Genomic DNA, 15,948 nt, shown 5'->3' with positions numbered 1-15,948 from the left:
TCCAATGACCGCAGATACCCCCATGCTGACCATTAATTCCCGCGCCCACCTGTGCGACTATCCGGCCGAGCTGAGGCAGCTGATGAGCATCGCCGAAGCCGGGCGCAGCCTCGCGTGGCTGTCGCACTGGGACCAGCTCAACGCCGGGCTCACGCCGCTGCGCGAACTGCCCGGCCTGGCCGCGAGCCTTGGCATCGCGCAGTTGAGCGTCAAGGACGAGTCGGCCCGCTCGCCGCTTGGCAGCTTCAAGGCGCTCGGCGCTCCCATCGCGCTGGTGCGGCTGGTGCTGCGCATGTTTCCGGAGCGCGAGCTCGATCCGTTCGAACTGATCGCCGGGCGCCATGCCGCGCTGCTGCGTGACTTCACGGTGATCAGCGCCACCGACGGCAATCACGGCCGCGCGCTCGCCGCGGCGGCGCGCAGCTTCGGCTGCCGGTGCGTGATCGTACTGCATGCGAACGTCAGCCAGGAGCGCGAAGACGCGATTGCGGCCTGCGGTGCGCGCATCGTGCGCATCGTCGGCAACTATGACGAGTCGGTCGAGGAAGCCGCGCGGCTGGCCGCGGCCAATGGCTGGACCGTTGTGTCCGACACCTCTTACGAGGGCTATCAGGACATCCCGCGCGACGTGATGCAGGGCTACGGCGCCATTGCCGCGGAAGTGCTGGCGCAGCGCGACGTCGCGCCCGGCCAGCCATGCCCGTACACGCATGTGTTCCTGCAAGGGGGCGTCGGCGGCTTGGCCGCCGGCGTGGCCAGCTATCTGTGGGAGCGCTTCGGTGCCGGCCGGCCGAAATTCGTCGTGGTGGAACCGGCGCAGGCAGATTGCCTGTACCAAAGCGCGCTGCAGGGGCGCCCCGCGCGCGCAACCGGTTCGGTCGACTCGGTGATGGCGGGACTGGCCTGTGGCGAGACGTCGCCGCTGGCCTGGCGCTTCCTGGAACCCAGCGTGGACGTCTTCATGACGATTGCCGACGACGATGCCGTGACCGCCATGCACCGTCTCGCCAGCGGCAACGACGGCGACGTGCCCGTGGTCGCTGGCGAATCCGGAGCGGCCGGCGTCGCGGGACTGGCGGTATTGCGCGCGCAGCCGGCGCTGTCCGCAGCGGCCGGACTAGATGCTGGTTCGCGCGTGCTGGTGATCAATACCGAAGGAGCCACCGCTCCCGTGGTCTACCAGCAACTGGTAGGCGAATCGGCGGATTCCGTCCTGGCGCGCCAGGCCGCGTGGACGGCACGCTGAGCCACGCGTACTGACAAGACACGATGCATGATCGAGCCCATTCAGGGCTCGATCGCCACACCGAGCGACACCTTGGCCCGCTGCATGGCGACGTGTGTCTTGAAGTTCTTGACGTTGCCCGAGACAAAGAACAACTCGCGCGTCAGGCGCTCGTACTCGGTCATGTCGGCCACGGCCAGCACCAGCAGGAAATCGAAGTCGCCAGTCACGTAGTACACCTGCTGGACCTGCGGGCAGTCGACGAAGCGCTTGCGGACCTCGTCCAGCAGGTCCAGCCGCTCGTTCTCCAGCGTCACCTCGACCAGTACCGTGATCATCTTGCCGACCTGTGCGGGATCGACCACGGCGGTATTGGCGACGATCACGCCATCCGCTTCCAGCGCGGCGATACGCCGGTTGACGGCCGACGGCGACAGGTTGACGGCATCGGCCAGCTGTCGCTGCGAGAGTTTGTTGTTGTCCTGCAGCAGTCGCAGCAGCTTGCGGTCATACGCGTCGAGTTGCATTGCCCGTGGTCCTCTTTGCGCGCGGGGCTGTGGCCCCGCGCATGGCATGGAACGGCCATTTTCGCATCCCACGCCGAGCATGGCAGCATCCCCGGCGCCATCTCGTTTGAATCGCGACGTTTTGCCGGGGCAACGGCCAGGCGCGCAACGATGTCCCGAATAGATCCCGTGGAACCGGACATCGTTGCAGCGGGCAGCCCTTATGATCGGCCATGCCTCATGTTTTCTCTTGCGGACCGAATCATGATTCCTGACGACGACCTCGCTGCACAGCTCAAGTCCTGGCGCCACGCGCTGCACCGCTGCCCCGAGACGGGCTTCGAGGAATGGCAAACTGCGGACTTCATCGCTCGCGTGCTTGGCGAGATGGGCATGGAAGTGCATCGCGGCATCGGTGGCACAGGCGTAGTGGCAAACCTGCGCGCCGGCTCAGGTACCGGCGTGATCGGGCTGCGCGCGGACATGGACGCGCTCGCCATTCAGGAAGACGCGCCGGGACGCGCCCATGCGTCTGCCACGCCCGGCAAGATGCACGCCTGCGGCCACGATGGCCATATGGCGATGGTGCTGGGCGCCGCCAGACTGCTCAGCGAACGCCGCGATTTCGAGGGTACGGTGCGCTTTATCTTCCAGCCCGCCGAGGAGCATGGGCGTGGCGCCAAGGCAATGATGGCGGATGGCCTGTTCGAGCGTTTCCCCGTGGACGCCATCTTCGGTGCGCACAACATGCCCGGGCTGCCGGCTGGCAGCATCGCCACGCGCGCAGGCGGCATCATGGCCAGCGAGGACAACTTCGTGATCCACGTGAAAGGGCGCGGCACGCATGCCGCGCGGCCGCACATGGGGGTCGACCCAATCGTGATCGGCGCCGAGATCGTCCTGGCGCTGCAGACCATCGTATCCAGAAACCTCGATCCCGGCCTGCCCGCGGTGATCTCGTGCACCGAGTTCATCACAGATGGCATCCGCAACGCCATTCCGACCAACGTGACCATCAAGGGCGATACGCGTAGCTATACGCCTGCGGTGCAGGCGCTGCTGGAAACCCGCATGCGCGAGATAGCGGAGGGAATCTGCCGGCTGCATGGGGCCGGGTGCGCCTTCACCTACTCCCATGAGTTCGCGCCGACGGTGAACTGGGAGCAGTGGGTGCCTTCCGCACTGGAGGCCGCCCGCAATGTCGTGGGCAGCGACCGCGTCGACGGCAACATCGCGCCGATGATGATCTCCGAAGACTTCGGCGCCTTCCTGCAGGCCGTGCCAGGGGCGTTTGTCTTTATCGGCAACGGCGAGACAGGAATGCCTGGCGGCGTTCCGCTGCACAACAGCGGCTATGACTTCAACGACGGAGTGCTGAGCGTCGGGGCGCGGTATTTCGCGGAGCTGGCTCGGGTGGCATTGCCAGTGCACCGGGGCGGATAGCATCGACTGCGCCTCACGCTCTAATACGACATCGACGCGCCATGCGCACGCGCCGTGCCCTTTGAAAGCCTGCCGCCGGAAAACCGGATTGTCTGGAAGCAGGCGGCCACACCGCAATCGTCGCTGTTCTGACGCTGCAGTAGATGCAGCCAGTTTCACGTGCTCGTATGCTGGCGGCAGGTCGCGCGGGCCGCCCCTTCGTCGGCAGCCTCGTATCTTTCGCCGATGCCGAGCGCGAAGGCCGACGCCCCATCAGCTTTTCGCCGTGCACCCATGGCGTTTCCCGATGCCGGTGCCCGGGTCAGCGCAGCCCGGCGCATGCGGCGCACGCCGCCCGGGCCCCGGAGGCATCGACGGGCACGACGTGGATTTTGTTTCCGGCCATGGCTGTTTCCCCGAAGATGCGAGGCAAAGTGCATCCTGCGGCAGACGCATCAGCCTTGCGCCATCACATGTCGAGCTGGCCCGAGGCGGAGAACCGGTAGCGCCCTTCCATGAACCCAAGCCCGAACAGGCCCAGCACCGTGTCATAGTAAGTCGGGGCGCCGGGGCCCGACGGAGCGCCCACGATCTCCTGCGCACGTGCCATCTGGGTGGCCAGGGCGGGCGAGCCGGCGGCCTGCAGGAACGGCAGCAGCGCGGCGGAGAAAGCCGGCGGCCCGGTGCCTTCGACCTTGCCGCTTTGCGCGTACATCTTCTCCGGCGGTGCCGCACGGCCGGCCACGCGCGCCGCGTGGGGCAGCAGCGCCTGCATCAGGGCAGGCCGCGTGCTGTCCTGCTGCGGCGTCATGCCAGCCCACAGGTAGACCCGCACGGCATCATAACTGCTGACGTCTCCCTTGACCGGATCGCGCACGAATCCCTGCCGGCGCCCCCCGGCGCGGTAGGCCGACCAGTCCGGCACGATGCCGGCATGGGACACCGCGCCGATCAGCCTGGCCGCCTGTGCGGCCAGCTTGTCCCACGGGCCGGACGGGTCGAAGGCGGCGAGCCGGCGCAGCAGCGGTACCGGCAGATAGCTGGCATTGAGGCGCCAGCGGCGCGAGCCATCGGGGCCATCGTCGATAAACCCTTGCGGACCGGGCAGCAGCATGGGGCCGAAGCCGGGCAGTGTCACCACCTCCTGCTCTGCCGCCCGCCGCAGCAAGGCACGTGCCGCGCCAGCGTAGGAAGGGGCTTGCCACAGGCGCGCCGCCTCCGCCAGCGCGAACGCGAACCACAGGTCGGCGTCGGCAGCCGGATTGCGGTCCAGTACGCCCCACGTGCCGTCGTCGCGCCGGCCCCACTGCCATGCCGGCAGCTTGTCGTCCAGGCGACCATCGCCAAGATGGGCAACGCTCCAGCGCCACAGACGGTCGAACGCATCGCGGTCATCGGCGACCAGCGCGAACACCATACCGTAGGACTGGCCCTCGGACGTGCTTTGCAACGAGGGCGTGGAGTAGTCGATGACGCGGCCATCCGCCTGCACGAAGCGTTCCAGAAACTGCCGGTAGAGCGGCCAGCGGGATGCGCGCCGCATGGCAGGCGGCGCGTGGGCGCGCGTCTCGGTGGGCCATGCGGCGGTCAGCGCGCTGGCGCCGAGCGCGCAGGCATAAGTCACGTAACGGCGGCGGGTTTGGTCGGTCATGGCGAACGGGGGCCGCCCATTCGCGGCGCCCGGTTTCCGCAGAGTTTATGTCACAACGCATTCAGGCCGGCGGGCGGCGCCAACCCTTTCCGGCTCCCGCTTGAGTTTCATTTCGATCGAGCATGGTGTTCCCGGCAACTGCGGAATTCGAGCCTCATAACGCGGAGCGCCCCGACCCGTCCTGGGCTCAGCGCAGCACGCGATAGGCCGACTGCACCAGTCCCGAGGGGAAGTGACGGCTCGACTCGAGCTTCAGGCTCACGTCGCACGGCAGCGCGCCGAACAATGGCCTGCCTGCCCCGATCAGCACCGGCACCGTGGTGACCACCATGTCGGCGATCAATCCGTCGCGCAGGAAGGACTGCACCACCTGGCCGCCATCGACGTAGACGCGTCGCACCCCTTCCGCCTCCAGCTGCGCCATCGCGTCCGCGGGCGTGGCATCGGAAAAGCGCACCTTGCCCTGCAACGCGTCGGGCACCGGCTTGCCGGCCAGTTGCCGGGACAGCACCAGCACCGGACGGTCGTAGGCCCATTCGCCCATCGTGACGACCTTTTCATAGCTGCCACGGCCCATCACGATCGCGTCCTTGTCGGCGATGAAGGCTGTATAGCCATGGTCTTCAGCGGGGTCATCGCGCTCCAGGAGCCAGCCGATGTCGCCATCGGGGCGGGCGATAAAGCCATCAAGGCTGGTGGCAATGAAGACGTGTCCGGTGATCATCTCTCTTCCATTGAAATACGCCGGGGCGTAGCGTTGGGATGTGGCTGCTGGGCCGGCCCGAGAGCCGCCATCTTGAGCATCATTACCGCGCGCGGACCATCTGAAATCGTGTCGCCGGCAGGGAAGCGGCTTGCAGAAAGGCGCGTCATCGGTATTCCGTCGGACCCTTATACTGCGTATCCGTACCGCGACCAGGCGGCACCCGAGCAAGCCTTAGGCGACCTATGTCCGACAATGTCATAACCCACAGGATGATCGAGGCGTTTCGCGCCGCCATCGCGCATGGCGGGATGAGTGCAGGCGCCGATGCGCTTGGCATGTCCCAGCCTTCCATGAGCCGCGTGATAGCCGAACTGCAGAAGGCAGTCGGCTTCCCGCTCTTCCTGAAACACGGCCGCACGGTGAAGCCGACCGAGGAAGCCCTTGCGCTCATGACAAAGGTCCAGCAATCCTTCCTGGGGCTGGACGAGATCATGAGATTTTCTGATCAGTTGCGCAAGCAGAAGATGGGACGACTCTCCATCGCGACCATCCCGTCGATCGGACACTCGATCATGCCCGAGGCGATCGAGCACCTGCGAGGCAAATATCCGGATGTATTCATTACGCTCTCGGTGACGTCGTATGTCGAAGTCGCGCGTGCGGTACGCAATCGCCAGGCAGACATCGGCTTCACGGCGGATATTCTCTCCCTTGGCGATCTCGAGACCGTTGCTGAATTCAGCGCTGATTGCGTTTGCATCGGGACCCGCAAATGGCTGTCGCCTAAGGCGGCCGCCGTCGAGTTGAAGGATCTTGAGGGGAAGCCTTTCGTCGGCCAGACCGGCACGTTCCAGAAGCGCCTGGACGCCTTGCTGGCGACCACGGGGGTGCAACTGGACATCACCGTCGAGGCCTCGCTGTTCCACTCCATGAGCGAACTGGTGCTGCGTGGCATGGGCGTTTCGATCGTCGATCCCCTGACCGGGGTGCTCCATCGGCAGCGTGGCGGGGTGGTGCTACCGCTGAGGCCGACGCTGAGCTATACCTTCTATGCCACCGCCATGAGCGATGCCCGACTTGGCAAGCCGGCCGGGGATCTGCTCCGATACCTGTCGACGGCGACGGAAAAGGCGCGGACTCATATCGAATCTGAATAGGTTGCTAACGCCGGCGCCATAGATTCAAGGGCCGCACCTTCATAACATCTCCATCATGATTTTTAAAAGAGGGGAGACTGTTGTGAAGTTATCTATCCTGGACATAGGCCGCGCCGCCGTCGGGCTGATGGCGACCTTTGCGGCGTGTGCGGCCGTCGCGCAGGGCGACTACCCCAATCGGCCGGTGCGTTTTATTGTCAATGCGGCCGCCGGCGGCGCGGCGGATGTGACGGCGCGCATTCTCACCGCCGCCCTCAGCCAGCGCCTTGGCCAGCCCTTTGTGGTGGAGAACCGGCCCGGCGGCGCGGGCGTGATCGGCCTCGATGTTGTCGCCAAGGCAGAGCCGGACGGGTACACGATCGGGGGCGCTAACCTCTCTACCTTCGTCGTCGCCGCGCTTGCCGCCAAACGGCTGCCTTATCGCGCAATCCAGGACTTCACGCCGATTGCAAAGCAATGGACGCAGCCGAATCTTCTGGGCGTGACTCCTTCGCTTGCTGTCAATTCCGTCAGCGACCTTGTGACATACGCCAAGGGTCATCCCGGCGAGCTGTTCTACGGCTCTACCGGTACGGGAACGTCACTGCACGTGGTGACCGAACTTTTCCGGACCAAGGCCGGCATACAGATCACGCACGTGCCCTACAAGAGCGCGCCCGCGGCGGAATCTGACCTGGCAGCCGGGCAGATCCAGTTGATGATCAGCAACTTCACCTCCATGGAACCGCAGGTACGCGCCGGCCGTATTCGCGCGTTGGCCATCACAGGCCCCAACCGCTCGCCGTTGCTGCCGAATGTGCCAACCATCGCGGAAGCCGGATTTCCCGCCGTCGAAATGGTGACCTGGGGCGGGGTGGTCGGGCCGGCTCGCATGCCCGCCGCCATCGTCCAGAAGCTGAACACCGAGATCAACGCGATCCTGGCCGATCCGCGCATCGTAAAGCAGCACGAGAGCCTGGGCGCCACCGTTGCGCCCGGTACCCCCGCCCAGTTTGCCGACCTTATCAAGGCCGATGCCGCCAAATGGGGCGCGGTCATCAAGGCCGGTCACATCAGTATCGATTGAAGCAACCACGCCGCCCGTCTCGCAAGAGAACGCATTGTGCCGGACTGAAGGATGGGGCGGCCGAAGGATAGACATGCGCAAGGAAGAAGTCATCGTTGTGGGGGGCGGCGTGGTGGGCGCGGCCATAGCCTTCGGGGCCGCGAAAGCCGGGGCGCCGGTCACATTGCTCGACCAGGGCGACATCGCGAACCGCGCTTCGCGGGGAAATTTTGGGTTGGTATGGCTCCAGAGCAAAGGCGACGGGTTTCCCCGCTATGCGCGCTGGTCCCGGGATGCCATCGATCATTGGCAACCGCTCGCGGCCGAGTTGCTGTCCCTCACCGGGATCGACGTCGATCTGCAACAGGCGGGCGGCTTCTGGATAGGGTTCAGCGAAACGGAAATGCGCGCTCGCGAGAAGCTGCTGGAGCGTCTCAGGCACACGGGTGCGGGCGTGCCCTACCAGATGATGGAGCATGCCGAGCTGAAGACCCATCTCCCCGCCATCGGACCGAAGGTGGCTGGCGGCAGCTGGTGTCCGCTGGACGGGCATGTCAATCCGCTCAAGCTGCTGCACGCCTTGCACGCGGGTCTGAAAGCGCTGGGCGCCCAGGTGTTTTCTGGGGTGGATGTGACTGCCGTGCGCCATCGGACCAACGGCGGCTTTGTCGTGGCAGCTTCGGACAACCGGAGCTGGAGCGGCGACCGGCTCGTGCTGGCGGCCGGACTGGGCAACAAGCAGCTTGCGCCGCAGGTGGGGCTGCACGCGCCGGTCGAGCCGAACCGGGGCCAGGTCCTGATCACCGAGCGGCTCAGGCCGTTCTTGCCCTATCCGACCAACAAGGCGCGGCAGACGGCGGAAGGGACGGTGCAGCTTGGCTATTCCATCGAGGATGTTGGCTTCGATGATGGCACTACCGTATCAGCCATCGAGTGGATCGCACGGCGTGCCGTGGACACCTTCCCGCTGCTTGCCAACGTGCGCCTGGTCCGCGCCTGGGGCGCGTTGCGCGTGATGACGCCGGATGGACACCCGATCTACCAGGAATCCCGGTCATGTCCGGGAGCATTCGTCGCGGCCAGCCACAGTGGCGTGACGCTTGCGGGCACGCATGCCTATGTCGTAGGGCCATGGATTTCCGGACTTGGACCCGCACCGGACGATATCGAAGAATTCGCCGGGGATCGTTACCTCGACCCCACCAGGAGCTTTGCCAATGCCCACTAATGACCACGCCGCTGGTGCACCGCTATTCACGGCGGTCGAGACCGATCGATCGTCCACCGTCACTCTGACCTTTGAAGGCCAGCCGCTGAGGGCGCCGGCCGGTGCCACCGTTGCCGCGGCGCTGCTGCTGAACGGCGTGGCCCCGTTCCGCACCACACCGGTGACATCCGCGCCGCGTGCGCCGTATTGCATGATGGGCGTCTGCTTCGAGTGTCTGGTCGAGATCGACGGAAAGCCCAGCCGCCAGGCCTGCCTGACTCCGGTCCGGGACGGCATGGTCATCAAGCGCCAGCAAGGCGCCTCGGCAATTGCTATCCAGGAAGAGGTTGAAGCATGAACGGTGCAGTGTTCGATGTGGTCGTGGTTGGCTCGGGCCCGGCTGGACTGTCCGCAGCGATCGAAGCGCGGCAGTGGGGGCTGAGCGTCGCAGTGCTGGATGAACAGCCGGCGGCTGGCGGGCAGATCTATCGGAATGTCGACGCGGCAAGCCCGACGCTGCGCGCGGTCCTTGGCGATGACTATGTTGCCGGCGCGGCGCTGACAAGGGCCTTCGCCGCATCGGGCGCGCGGCATATCGCTGGGGCCTCCGTGTGGAACGTCGGCCGGGACCGGAAAGTCAGCTACCTGCAGGACGGTGCCAGCCACGCCGTCGAGGGCAGGTCCATCGTGCTGGCCAGCGGGGCCATGGAACGTCCTTTCCCCTTGCCAGGCTGGACACTGCCCGGCGTGATGGGCGCTGGGGCGGCGCAGATCCTGATCAAGAGCGCGGCAGCGCTGCCACGGCAGCCGGCGGTCCTGGCAGGCTGTGGGCCGCTGCTTTATCTGCTGGCCGCGCAATATCTGCGCGCGGGCATCGAGCTCAAGGCCGTCGTGCACACCACGCAGCGCGCTGACTACCTGCGCGCCGTCTCCCATCTGCCGGCGGCTTTGCGCGGTTGGCGGGACCTGCGCAAGGGCATGGACATGTTCAGGCAGCTGCGGCGCCATCGCGTCCCGGTGTATGCGGGAGCGCAAGCCCTCGCCATCCAGGGCGAAGCTCGTGCCGAAGCCCTGTGCTTCACGCACCGGGGTGTCGAGCGTCGTATCGACACCTCGCTGGTACTGCTCCACCAGGGTGTCGTGCCCAATACCCAGATCAGCTGGGCGCTGCGGGCCAGGCACAACTGGAGCGATGCCCAGCTGTGCTGGATTCCGGAGACGGACGAGTATGGCGAGATTGAAGACACGCACATCTATATCGCGGGCGACAGCAGAGGCATTGTCGGTGCCAGGGCGTCCGCGGTGCAGGGAACGCTGGCCGCGTTGTCGATTGCTTCCAGGTTGCAGCGACTCGGCATGAGCGAGCGGCGGGTGAGAGAGTCATCGATGCGTGCCGAGCTGCAAAGACACTTGCGTATCCGCCCCTTCCTGGATGCGCTGTACCGCCCCAGCGACTTGCATCGCATGCCCGCGGATGACGCCGTCATTGTCTGCCGCTGCGAGGAAGTGACGGCGGGGGCCATCAGGAAGTATGTCGAGGTGGGTTGCCATGGCCCCAACCAGGCCAAGGCGTTTGGACGCTGCGGAATGGGCCCGTGCCAGGGGCGCCTCTGCGGCTTGACCGTGACCGAACTGATCGCGCAGGGACGCGGTGTGGCGCCACAGGAAGTGGGCTATTACCGCATCCGTCCACCCATCAAGCCCATCACGCTGGGCGAGCTGGCGGGATAACACCGCGGCCTGGCCGGGGCCATGGCATAGCCCCGCCGGCACACCGGTTCTGCATGACTATCAACAGCCTCAACCAGGAGGACCTATGGCTGAAATCCGGCGAATCGCTACGGACCAACGACGTAGCCGCGCGGTGGTGTACAACGGCATGGTATTCGTGGGCGGCCAGACGGCCGATGACCGCAGCCAGGACATTCAGGGCCAGACCAGGCAGACCCTTGCCAAGATCGAGAAGTTCCTCGCCGACGCTGGCACCGACAAGCGACGTCTGTTGACCGCACAGATCTGGCTGAAGAACCTCGAGCGGGATTTCGAAGGCATGAACGAGATCTGGGACGCATGGACGGCGCCGAACGCCGCGTCTACGCGAGCGACCGCGCAGTGCGAACTGGGTCATCCGGACATTCTGGTGGAAATCATTGTCACCGCCGCTACGGCGGGCTGACGTGTTTGCGAGAGCGTCGTTGTGGGGCGCGCGGCGTGGTGCCGGCCGCGCAGCGCCAGCCCGTACCGATGAAGCCTCCTCAGAACACGTGCCGGATCCCCGCCATCACGCCCACGCGCGTGGTGCTGCGGACATCGGTCACCGGCGTGCCGGCCCAGTACTCGGTCTCGCGGCCGACCGTGCCGCCGCGTGCGAAGGTGGCGTCGGCCTCGAGGAACAGGCTGGTGCGCTTCGACAAGGCATAGTCGGCAACCGCCGAGATCGCATCGGCATTGCCGCTGCCCAGCACAAGCGGCGTGGCCTGGAACTGGGTGGTCACAGTGCCACTCTGTTGGTAGCGGTAATAGGCGCCCGACAGGTGCAGCGCCGGCGTGAGCTGATAGCCAAGGCCGACAAAGGCGATCCAGAAGCGCGCGTCCGGATTGGTCTCACGGCGGCCCATGTAGCCGGCATAGCCGGTGGCCTTGCCGATCACGTAGGATGCGCCGACCGAGTAGTTGTGCAGCGTGTTGTCGCCGCTGCCGGGACGTTGCTGGTCATAGGCCACGCCCAGCGCCAGCGGCCCGTCCTGGTACATCACGCCACCGCCGAAGGTCGCACCGCGCGCCATGCTGCCGGGGCGCTCGCCGAAGCCGTAGTCGAGCTGCACGCTGACCGGCCCGACTTTCTTCTTGTAGACCACGCTGTTGTTGACGCGGTAGCCCTGGAAGAAGATATCGCCGCCGGTGTAGAGCGGGTCCGACCAGAAATTGCCCCAGCCCTGGTCGAGCGGATCGAAAGACCAGGCGATATTGTTCAGGGCGTTGTACTGGCGGCCGAAGGTCAGCGTGCCCCAGTCGCCGGACAGGCCCACGTATGCCTGCCGGCCGAACAGCGCGCTATAGGCGGTCTTGCCGTCGTCGGTGCCAAAGCCGTTCTCGAGCAGGAACACCGCCTTGTTGCCGCCGCCCAGGTCTTCGTCGCCCTTCAGGCCCCAGCGGCTGCCGCCGATGCCGCTGGAGACCAGCTCGCCCTGGTCGTGATGGCGGCCGTCGATGTTGGAGGTGTAGCGCACGGCGGTGCTGATCACACCGTAGAGCGTCAGGCTGGACTGCGCATACGAAACGGCGGGCAGCACTGCGCCCGCCAGCAGCCACAGGCTGGCTGATTTCCTCATGGGGTCTCCTCGGTGGATGGTGGCCGGCGTCCGATGCGCCGGCCTGTCGTGGTCTTACAGGTCGAGCACGAGCTTGCCGCCCCTGGCTCGCGAGACGCAGATCATCATGGTCTTCTGCGCAGCCTTCTCCTTGTCGCTCAGGTACTGGTCGAAGTGCGCCGCCTCGCCTTCCAGGATGCGGGTCTCGCAAGTGCCGCACACGCCTTCGCGGCACAGGCATTCGACCGGCACGGTGCCGTCGCGCTCGATCGCTTTCAGGATCGATTCGCCCGCGCCAACCTCGACCGTCTTGCCGGATTTGGCCAGCACCACGGTGAAGGCGTCGCCCGCCTGTTCCGGCGCGGCGAACTGTTCCCAGTGCACGCGCGACGGATCGAGGCCCCGGTCCCGCGCTGCCTGGCGCACGGCGTCGATCAGCGGGGCCGGGCCGCACACATAGACATGCGCGCCGGCGTCGATGCTGCCCAGCAGGCCGGACAGGTCGAGCTTCTGTCCCTGGCTGTCGATGTAAAAGCGGACCTGGCCCCCGGAAGACTGCTGCGTGAGCGCCGCCAGCTCATCGCGGAACGCGCCGTGCTCGTCGGCGCGGAACGCGTAGTGCAGTTCGTGCGACGCGCCGCGCTTGCGCAGCTCGTGCATCTGCGACATGAACGGCGTGATGCCGATACCGCCAGCGATCAGCACGTGGTGATGCGCGCCATGGTTCAGTGCGAACAGGTTGTTCGGCGTGGTGATGGTCAGCGCGTCGCCCTCGGCCACCTTGTCATGCAGGAACGCCGATCCGCCTTTCGACTGCTCTTCGCGGCGCACGCCGATCTGGTAGCTGCCGAGCGCGTCGGGCGAGCTCATCAGCGAGTAGGCGTTGCTGTACTGGCGCTCGCCGTCGCGCATCTGCACGATGACATGGCTGCCGCCGGTAAAGGGCGGCAGCTCGCCGCCGTCGAGCGCTTCCATGGTGAAGCGCTTGATCAGCGGGGTCACGTGCTCGATGCGCGAGACCCGCACCTGGAGGGTCTGGTAGGTATTGCCCATGCTGCTGTCTTCCGGGTGTACTGCCGCGCGTTACAGCGCCATGCAGAGGTATTTCATCTCGAGGTAGTCCTCGATGCCGTACTTCGAGCCCTCGCGGCCCAGGCCCGACTGCTTCACGCCGCCGAACGGCGCCACCTCGTTCGAGAACAGGCCCGTGTTGATGCCAACGATGCCGTACTCGAGCTGCTCGGCCACGCGCCAGACCCGGCCGATGTCGCGGCTGAAGAAGTAGGCGGCCAGGCCGTAGATGGTGTCGTTGGCCATGCGCACCACGTCGGCCTCCGAGGTGAAGCGGACGATGGGCGAGACCGGGCCGAAGATCTCTTCGTCCAGCACGCGCATGCCGGGTTTGACGTCGGCCAGCACCGTCGGCGCGAAGAACTGCGCACCGGCCTCATGCACGCCGCCGCCGATGGCAATGCGCGCGCCCTTGCTCACGGCATCCGCCACCAGCTCACCGACCTTGGCGACCGCCTTGTCGGTGATCAGCGGGCCGATCTCGCTGCCCGCGGTGAAGCCGTTGCCGACGCGCAGCCCGGCCACCTTCTTCACGTAGCGCTCGACGAACTGGTCATAGACCGCGTCGTGGATATAGAGGCGGTTGACGCAGACGCAGGTCTGGCCGGCGTTGCGGTACTTGGCCTGGATCGCGCCTTCGACCGCCGCATCGATGTCGGCGTCCTCGAACACGATGAAGGGCGCATTGCCGCCCAGCTCCAGCGACACCTTCTTGACCGTGCCGGCGCATTGCTGCATCAGCAGGCGGCCGACCGGGGTGGAGCCGGTGAACGACAGCTTGCGCACCAGCGGGTGGCCGGTGAACTGGCTGCCGATCGCCGCGGCGTCGCCGGTAACGACGTTGAGCACGCCAGCGGGGATGCCGGCGCGCAGCGCCAGCTCGGCCAGCGCCAGGGCGCTGAACGGCGTCTCGTTGGCGGGCTTGACCACCATGGTGCAGCCGGCCGCCAGCGCGGGGGCGGCCTTGCGCGCGATCATCGCCGCCGGGAAGTTCCATGGCGTGATCGCGGCGCAGACGCCGATCGGCTCGCGCACCACCACCAGGCGCTTGTCGGCGGCGGGGGAGGGGATCACATCGCCATAGAGGCGCTTGGCTTCCTCGCCGAACCACTCGATGAACGAGGCGGCGTAGCGCACCTCGCCGCGCGCCTCGGCCAGGGGCTTGCCTTGCTCGCGCGTCATGATGGCGGCGAGGTCGTCCTCGTGGGCGATGATCAGGTCGAACCACTTGCGCAGCAGCGCGGCGCGCTCCCTGGCGGTGCGGGCCTTCCAGCCGGGCAGGGCGGCATTGGCGGCCTCGATCGCGGCCACGGCGCCGGCCTCGCGCATCAGCGGCACGGTGCCGACCAGATCGCCGGTGGCGGGGTCGGTCACGGCCACGGTGGCGGCGTCGGGGGCGTCGGTCCATTCGGCGCCGATCAGGGCCTGCTGGCGGAACAGGGCGTTGTCCTTTAGTTGCATGGGTCTGGTCTCCGTTTCAGTATTGGCTGTACCGGCGCTCACGCGCCTTCGTATTCCCTGGCCACCTTGCGGTGGAAATGCACGATGCCGTGCTCGCTGATGCCGCTGCGCTGGCGGTCGACCATGATCCGGCCCTGGCCGCGATAGCCGCGCGACTTCAGGCCCTTCTGCACGCTTTCGACCAGGCGCAGGTCTTCGGGGCGGAACACGTCGCGATACCACTCGACCAGCTTCTGCTGCTCCTCGGTCAGGTCCTTGTTCAGGAAGTAGATCTCGTAGTGCTGGAGCGTGACTTCGGCGCTGGCCGGGAACTCGTAGATCACCGTCATGAAGTTGGCGCCCGGCGGGACGTTGAACATCGTGCAGGGCCAGGCCCAGAAGCCGCTGAAGCTGGGGTCCTTCACCGACTCGTCCAGCTTGAAGGATTTCTCCGACGACTTGGCATGGCCGAACTGCAGCGTCCAGTTGTCGTGCAGCGTGTGGGTGTAACGGTCGACCTGCACGGAGTCAGAGAAGCCGGGGTGCGCGGGGCCGCAGTGGTAGCACTCCATGTAGTTGTCGACGATGGACTTCCAGTTGGCCGGCGTCTCGGTGACGAAGCGGGCGCCGAGGTGGAGCTCGTCGATGACGGGGCAGGCGGCGCGCATGCGCGCTTCCAGGCCGGGCAGCTGTTCCTCGACGCTGCCCGCGTCCGGGTTCATGTTGATAAAGACAAAGCCGGCGTATTCCTCGACCCGCACCGGCACCAGGCTCGACTTGCTCTTGTCGAAATTGGGCACGTTGTCGCAGTTGCGCGCCAGCGCCAGTTCGCCGTCGAGCTTGAAGGTCCAGGCGTGGTACGGGCAGGTGATGACGTTCCTGGCACGGCCGCTGCCTTGCAGCAGCTGGTGGCCGCGGTGCGGGCAGACGTTGTAGAAGGCGCGCAGCACGCCTTCGCGGTCACGCAGCACGACGATGCTTTCACCGATGACTTCGCGCGTCACGTAGTCGTTCGACTCGGCCAGTTCGCTGCGGTGGGCCACGCAGATCCAGCTGTTGGCGAAGATCTTCTCCTTCTCGTACTCGAACACCGCGTCCGTGGTGTAGAAGGAGGCGGGCAGGGTCCAGGCGTTTTCGTCGTCGGCGCAGAAGCCGGCAGGCAGCTTGACGGCGGCGGTGTCCAGGGTTTTCTCCATGATTCCGTTTC

At 66.3% G+C, this 15,948-nt stretch carries 15 protein-coding genes; 8 read left to right on the top strand and 7 right to left on the bottom strand.

All coding sequences use genetic code 11. From position 1 onward, the window contains the following. The first annotated feature begins 22 nt into the window (after positions 1–22). Complete coding sequence (locus U9J39_RS17865; RefSeq protein WP_018006515.1) at positions 23–1,246, top strand: diaminopropionate ammonia-lyase; 1,224 nt, start codon at positions 23–25, stop codon at positions 1,244–1,246. A 41-nt stretch (positions 1,247–1,287) separates the two neighbouring features. Here U9J39_RS17865 and U9J39_RS17860 read toward each other — a convergent pair whose 3' ends face one another. Further along, positions 1,288–1,752, bottom strand: coding sequence for an Lrp/AsnC family transcriptional regulator (locus U9J39_RS17860; RefSeq protein WP_018006514.1), 465 nt, complete (start codon positions 1,750–1,752; stop codon positions 1,288–1,290). A 243-nt stretch (positions 1,753–1,995) separates the two neighbouring features. Here U9J39_RS17860 and U9J39_RS17855 point away from each other — a divergent pair, with 243 nt between their 5' ends. Next, positions 1,996–3,174: a M20 aminoacylase family protein gene (locus tag U9J39_RS17855; RefSeq protein WP_018006513.1), complete on the top strand. Its 1,179-nt coding sequence runs from the start codon at positions 1,996–1,998 to the stop codon at positions 3,172–3,174. Positions 3,175–3,622: 448 nt separating this feature from the next. On the opposite strand, the gene bcsZ is transcribed toward U9J39_RS17855, so the two are convergent. Both bcsZ and U9J39_RS17845 read right to left on the bottom strand, forming a co-directional pair. Beyond that, positions 3,623–4,804, bottom strand: coding sequence for a cellulose synthase complex periplasmic endoglucanase BcsZ (gene bcsZ, locus U9J39_RS17850; RefSeq protein WP_326347675.1), 1,182 nt, complete (start codon positions 4,802–4,804; stop codon positions 3,623–3,625). Positions 4,805–4,991: 187 nt separating this feature from the next. Then, on the bottom strand, positions 4,992–5,528 hold the full coding sequence (locus U9J39_RS17845; protein WP_326347674.1) for a dihydrofolate reductase family protein: 537 nt from the start codon (positions 5,526–5,528) through the stop codon (positions 4,992–4,994). Between the two features lie 224 nt (positions 5,529–5,752). Here U9J39_RS17845 and U9J39_RS17840 point away from each other — a divergent pair, with 224 nt between their 5' ends. The 6 genes from U9J39_RS17840 to U9J39_RS17815 all read left to right on the top strand — a co-directional run bounded on the left by U9J39_RS17840 (position 5,753) and on the right by U9J39_RS17815 (position 11,095). Then, positions 5,753–6,667 carry a LysR substrate-binding domain-containing protein gene (locus U9J39_RS17840; RefSeq protein ID WP_326347673.1) on the top strand — a complete coding sequence of 305 codons (915 nt, stop codon included), beginning with the start codon at positions 5,753–5,755 and terminating at the stop codon, positions 6,665–6,667. A gap of 82 nt (positions 6,668–6,749) precedes the next feature. Next, positions 6,750–7,733, top strand: a complete 984-nt coding sequence (locus U9J39_RS17835) for a Bug family tripartite tricarboxylate transporter substrate binding protein (protein ID WP_326347672.1) — start codon at positions 6,750–6,752, stop codon at positions 7,731–7,733. 73 nt (positions 7,734–7,806) lie between these two features. Next, the gene (locus U9J39_RS17830) at positions 7,807–8,940 is read left to right on the top strand and encodes an NAD(P)/FAD-dependent oxidoreductase (RefSeq protein ID WP_326347671.1); all 1,134 of its coding nucleotides are present in this window, start codon (positions 7,807–7,809) and stop codon (positions 8,938–8,940) included. Beyond that, the gene (locus tag U9J39_RS17825) at positions 8,930–9,277 is read left to right on the top strand and encodes a (2Fe-2S)-binding protein (protein WP_115682293.1); all 348 of its coding nucleotides are present in this window, start codon (positions 8,930–8,932) and stop codon (positions 9,275–9,277) included. The genes U9J39_RS17830 and U9J39_RS17825 overlap by 11 nt, the downstream gene beginning before the upstream one ends. Beyond that, positions 9,274–10,650, top strand: coding sequence for an FAD/NAD(P)-binding oxidoreductase (locus tag U9J39_RS17820; protein WP_326347670.1), 1,377 nt, complete (start codon positions 9,274–9,276; stop codon positions 10,648–10,650). The genes U9J39_RS17825 and U9J39_RS17820 overlap by 4 nt, the downstream gene beginning before the upstream one ends. A gap of 85 nt (positions 10,651–10,735) precedes the next feature. After that, complete coding sequence (locus U9J39_RS17815; RefSeq protein WP_326347669.1) at positions 10,736–11,095, top strand: RidA family protein; 360 nt, start codon at positions 10,736–10,738, stop codon at positions 11,093–11,095. Positions 11,096–11,174: 79 nt separating this feature from the next. On the opposite strand, the gene U9J39_RS17810 is transcribed toward U9J39_RS17815, so the two are convergent. From U9J39_RS17810 to U9J39_RS17795, 4 genes are read right to left on the bottom strand one after another with little or no spacing between them, the layout of a single operon-like run. Beyond that, positions 11,175–12,251, bottom strand: a complete 1,077-nt coding sequence (locus U9J39_RS17810) for a porin (RefSeq protein WP_326347668.1) — start codon at positions 12,249–12,251, stop codon at positions 11,175–11,177. A gap of 54 nt (positions 12,252–12,305) precedes the next feature. Further along, the gene (locus U9J39_RS17805) at positions 12,306–13,283 is read right to left on the bottom strand and encodes a PDR/VanB family oxidoreductase (RefSeq protein WP_326347667.1); all 978 of its coding nucleotides are present in this window, start codon (positions 13,281–13,283) and stop codon (positions 12,306–12,308) included. 30 nt (positions 13,284–13,313) lie between these two features. Next, positions 13,314–14,762 (bottom strand): NAD-dependent succinate-semialdehyde dehydrogenase, encoded by a 1,449-nt coding sequence (locus U9J39_RS17800; RefSeq protein WP_116313411.1) that lies wholly within the window; start codon positions 14,760–14,762, stop codon positions 13,314–13,316. A gap of 38 nt (positions 14,763–14,800) precedes the next feature. Continuing rightward, positions 14,801–15,937: an aromatic ring-hydroxylating oxygenase subunit alpha gene (locus U9J39_RS17795; RefSeq protein WP_326347666.1), complete on the bottom strand. Its 1,137-nt coding sequence runs from the start codon at positions 15,935–15,937 to the stop codon at positions 14,801–14,803. Between the last annotated feature and the right edge of the window lie 11 nt (positions 15,938–15,948).

It is taken from the genome of Cupriavidus sp. SS-3, assembly GCF_035818815.1.
Taxonomy (GTDB): domain Bacteria; phylum Pseudomonadota; class Gammaproteobacteria; order Burkholderiales; family Burkholderiaceae; genus Cupriavidus; species Cupriavidus taiwanensis_C.
This window is presented reverse-complemented; position numbering and strand designations above follow the sequence as displayed.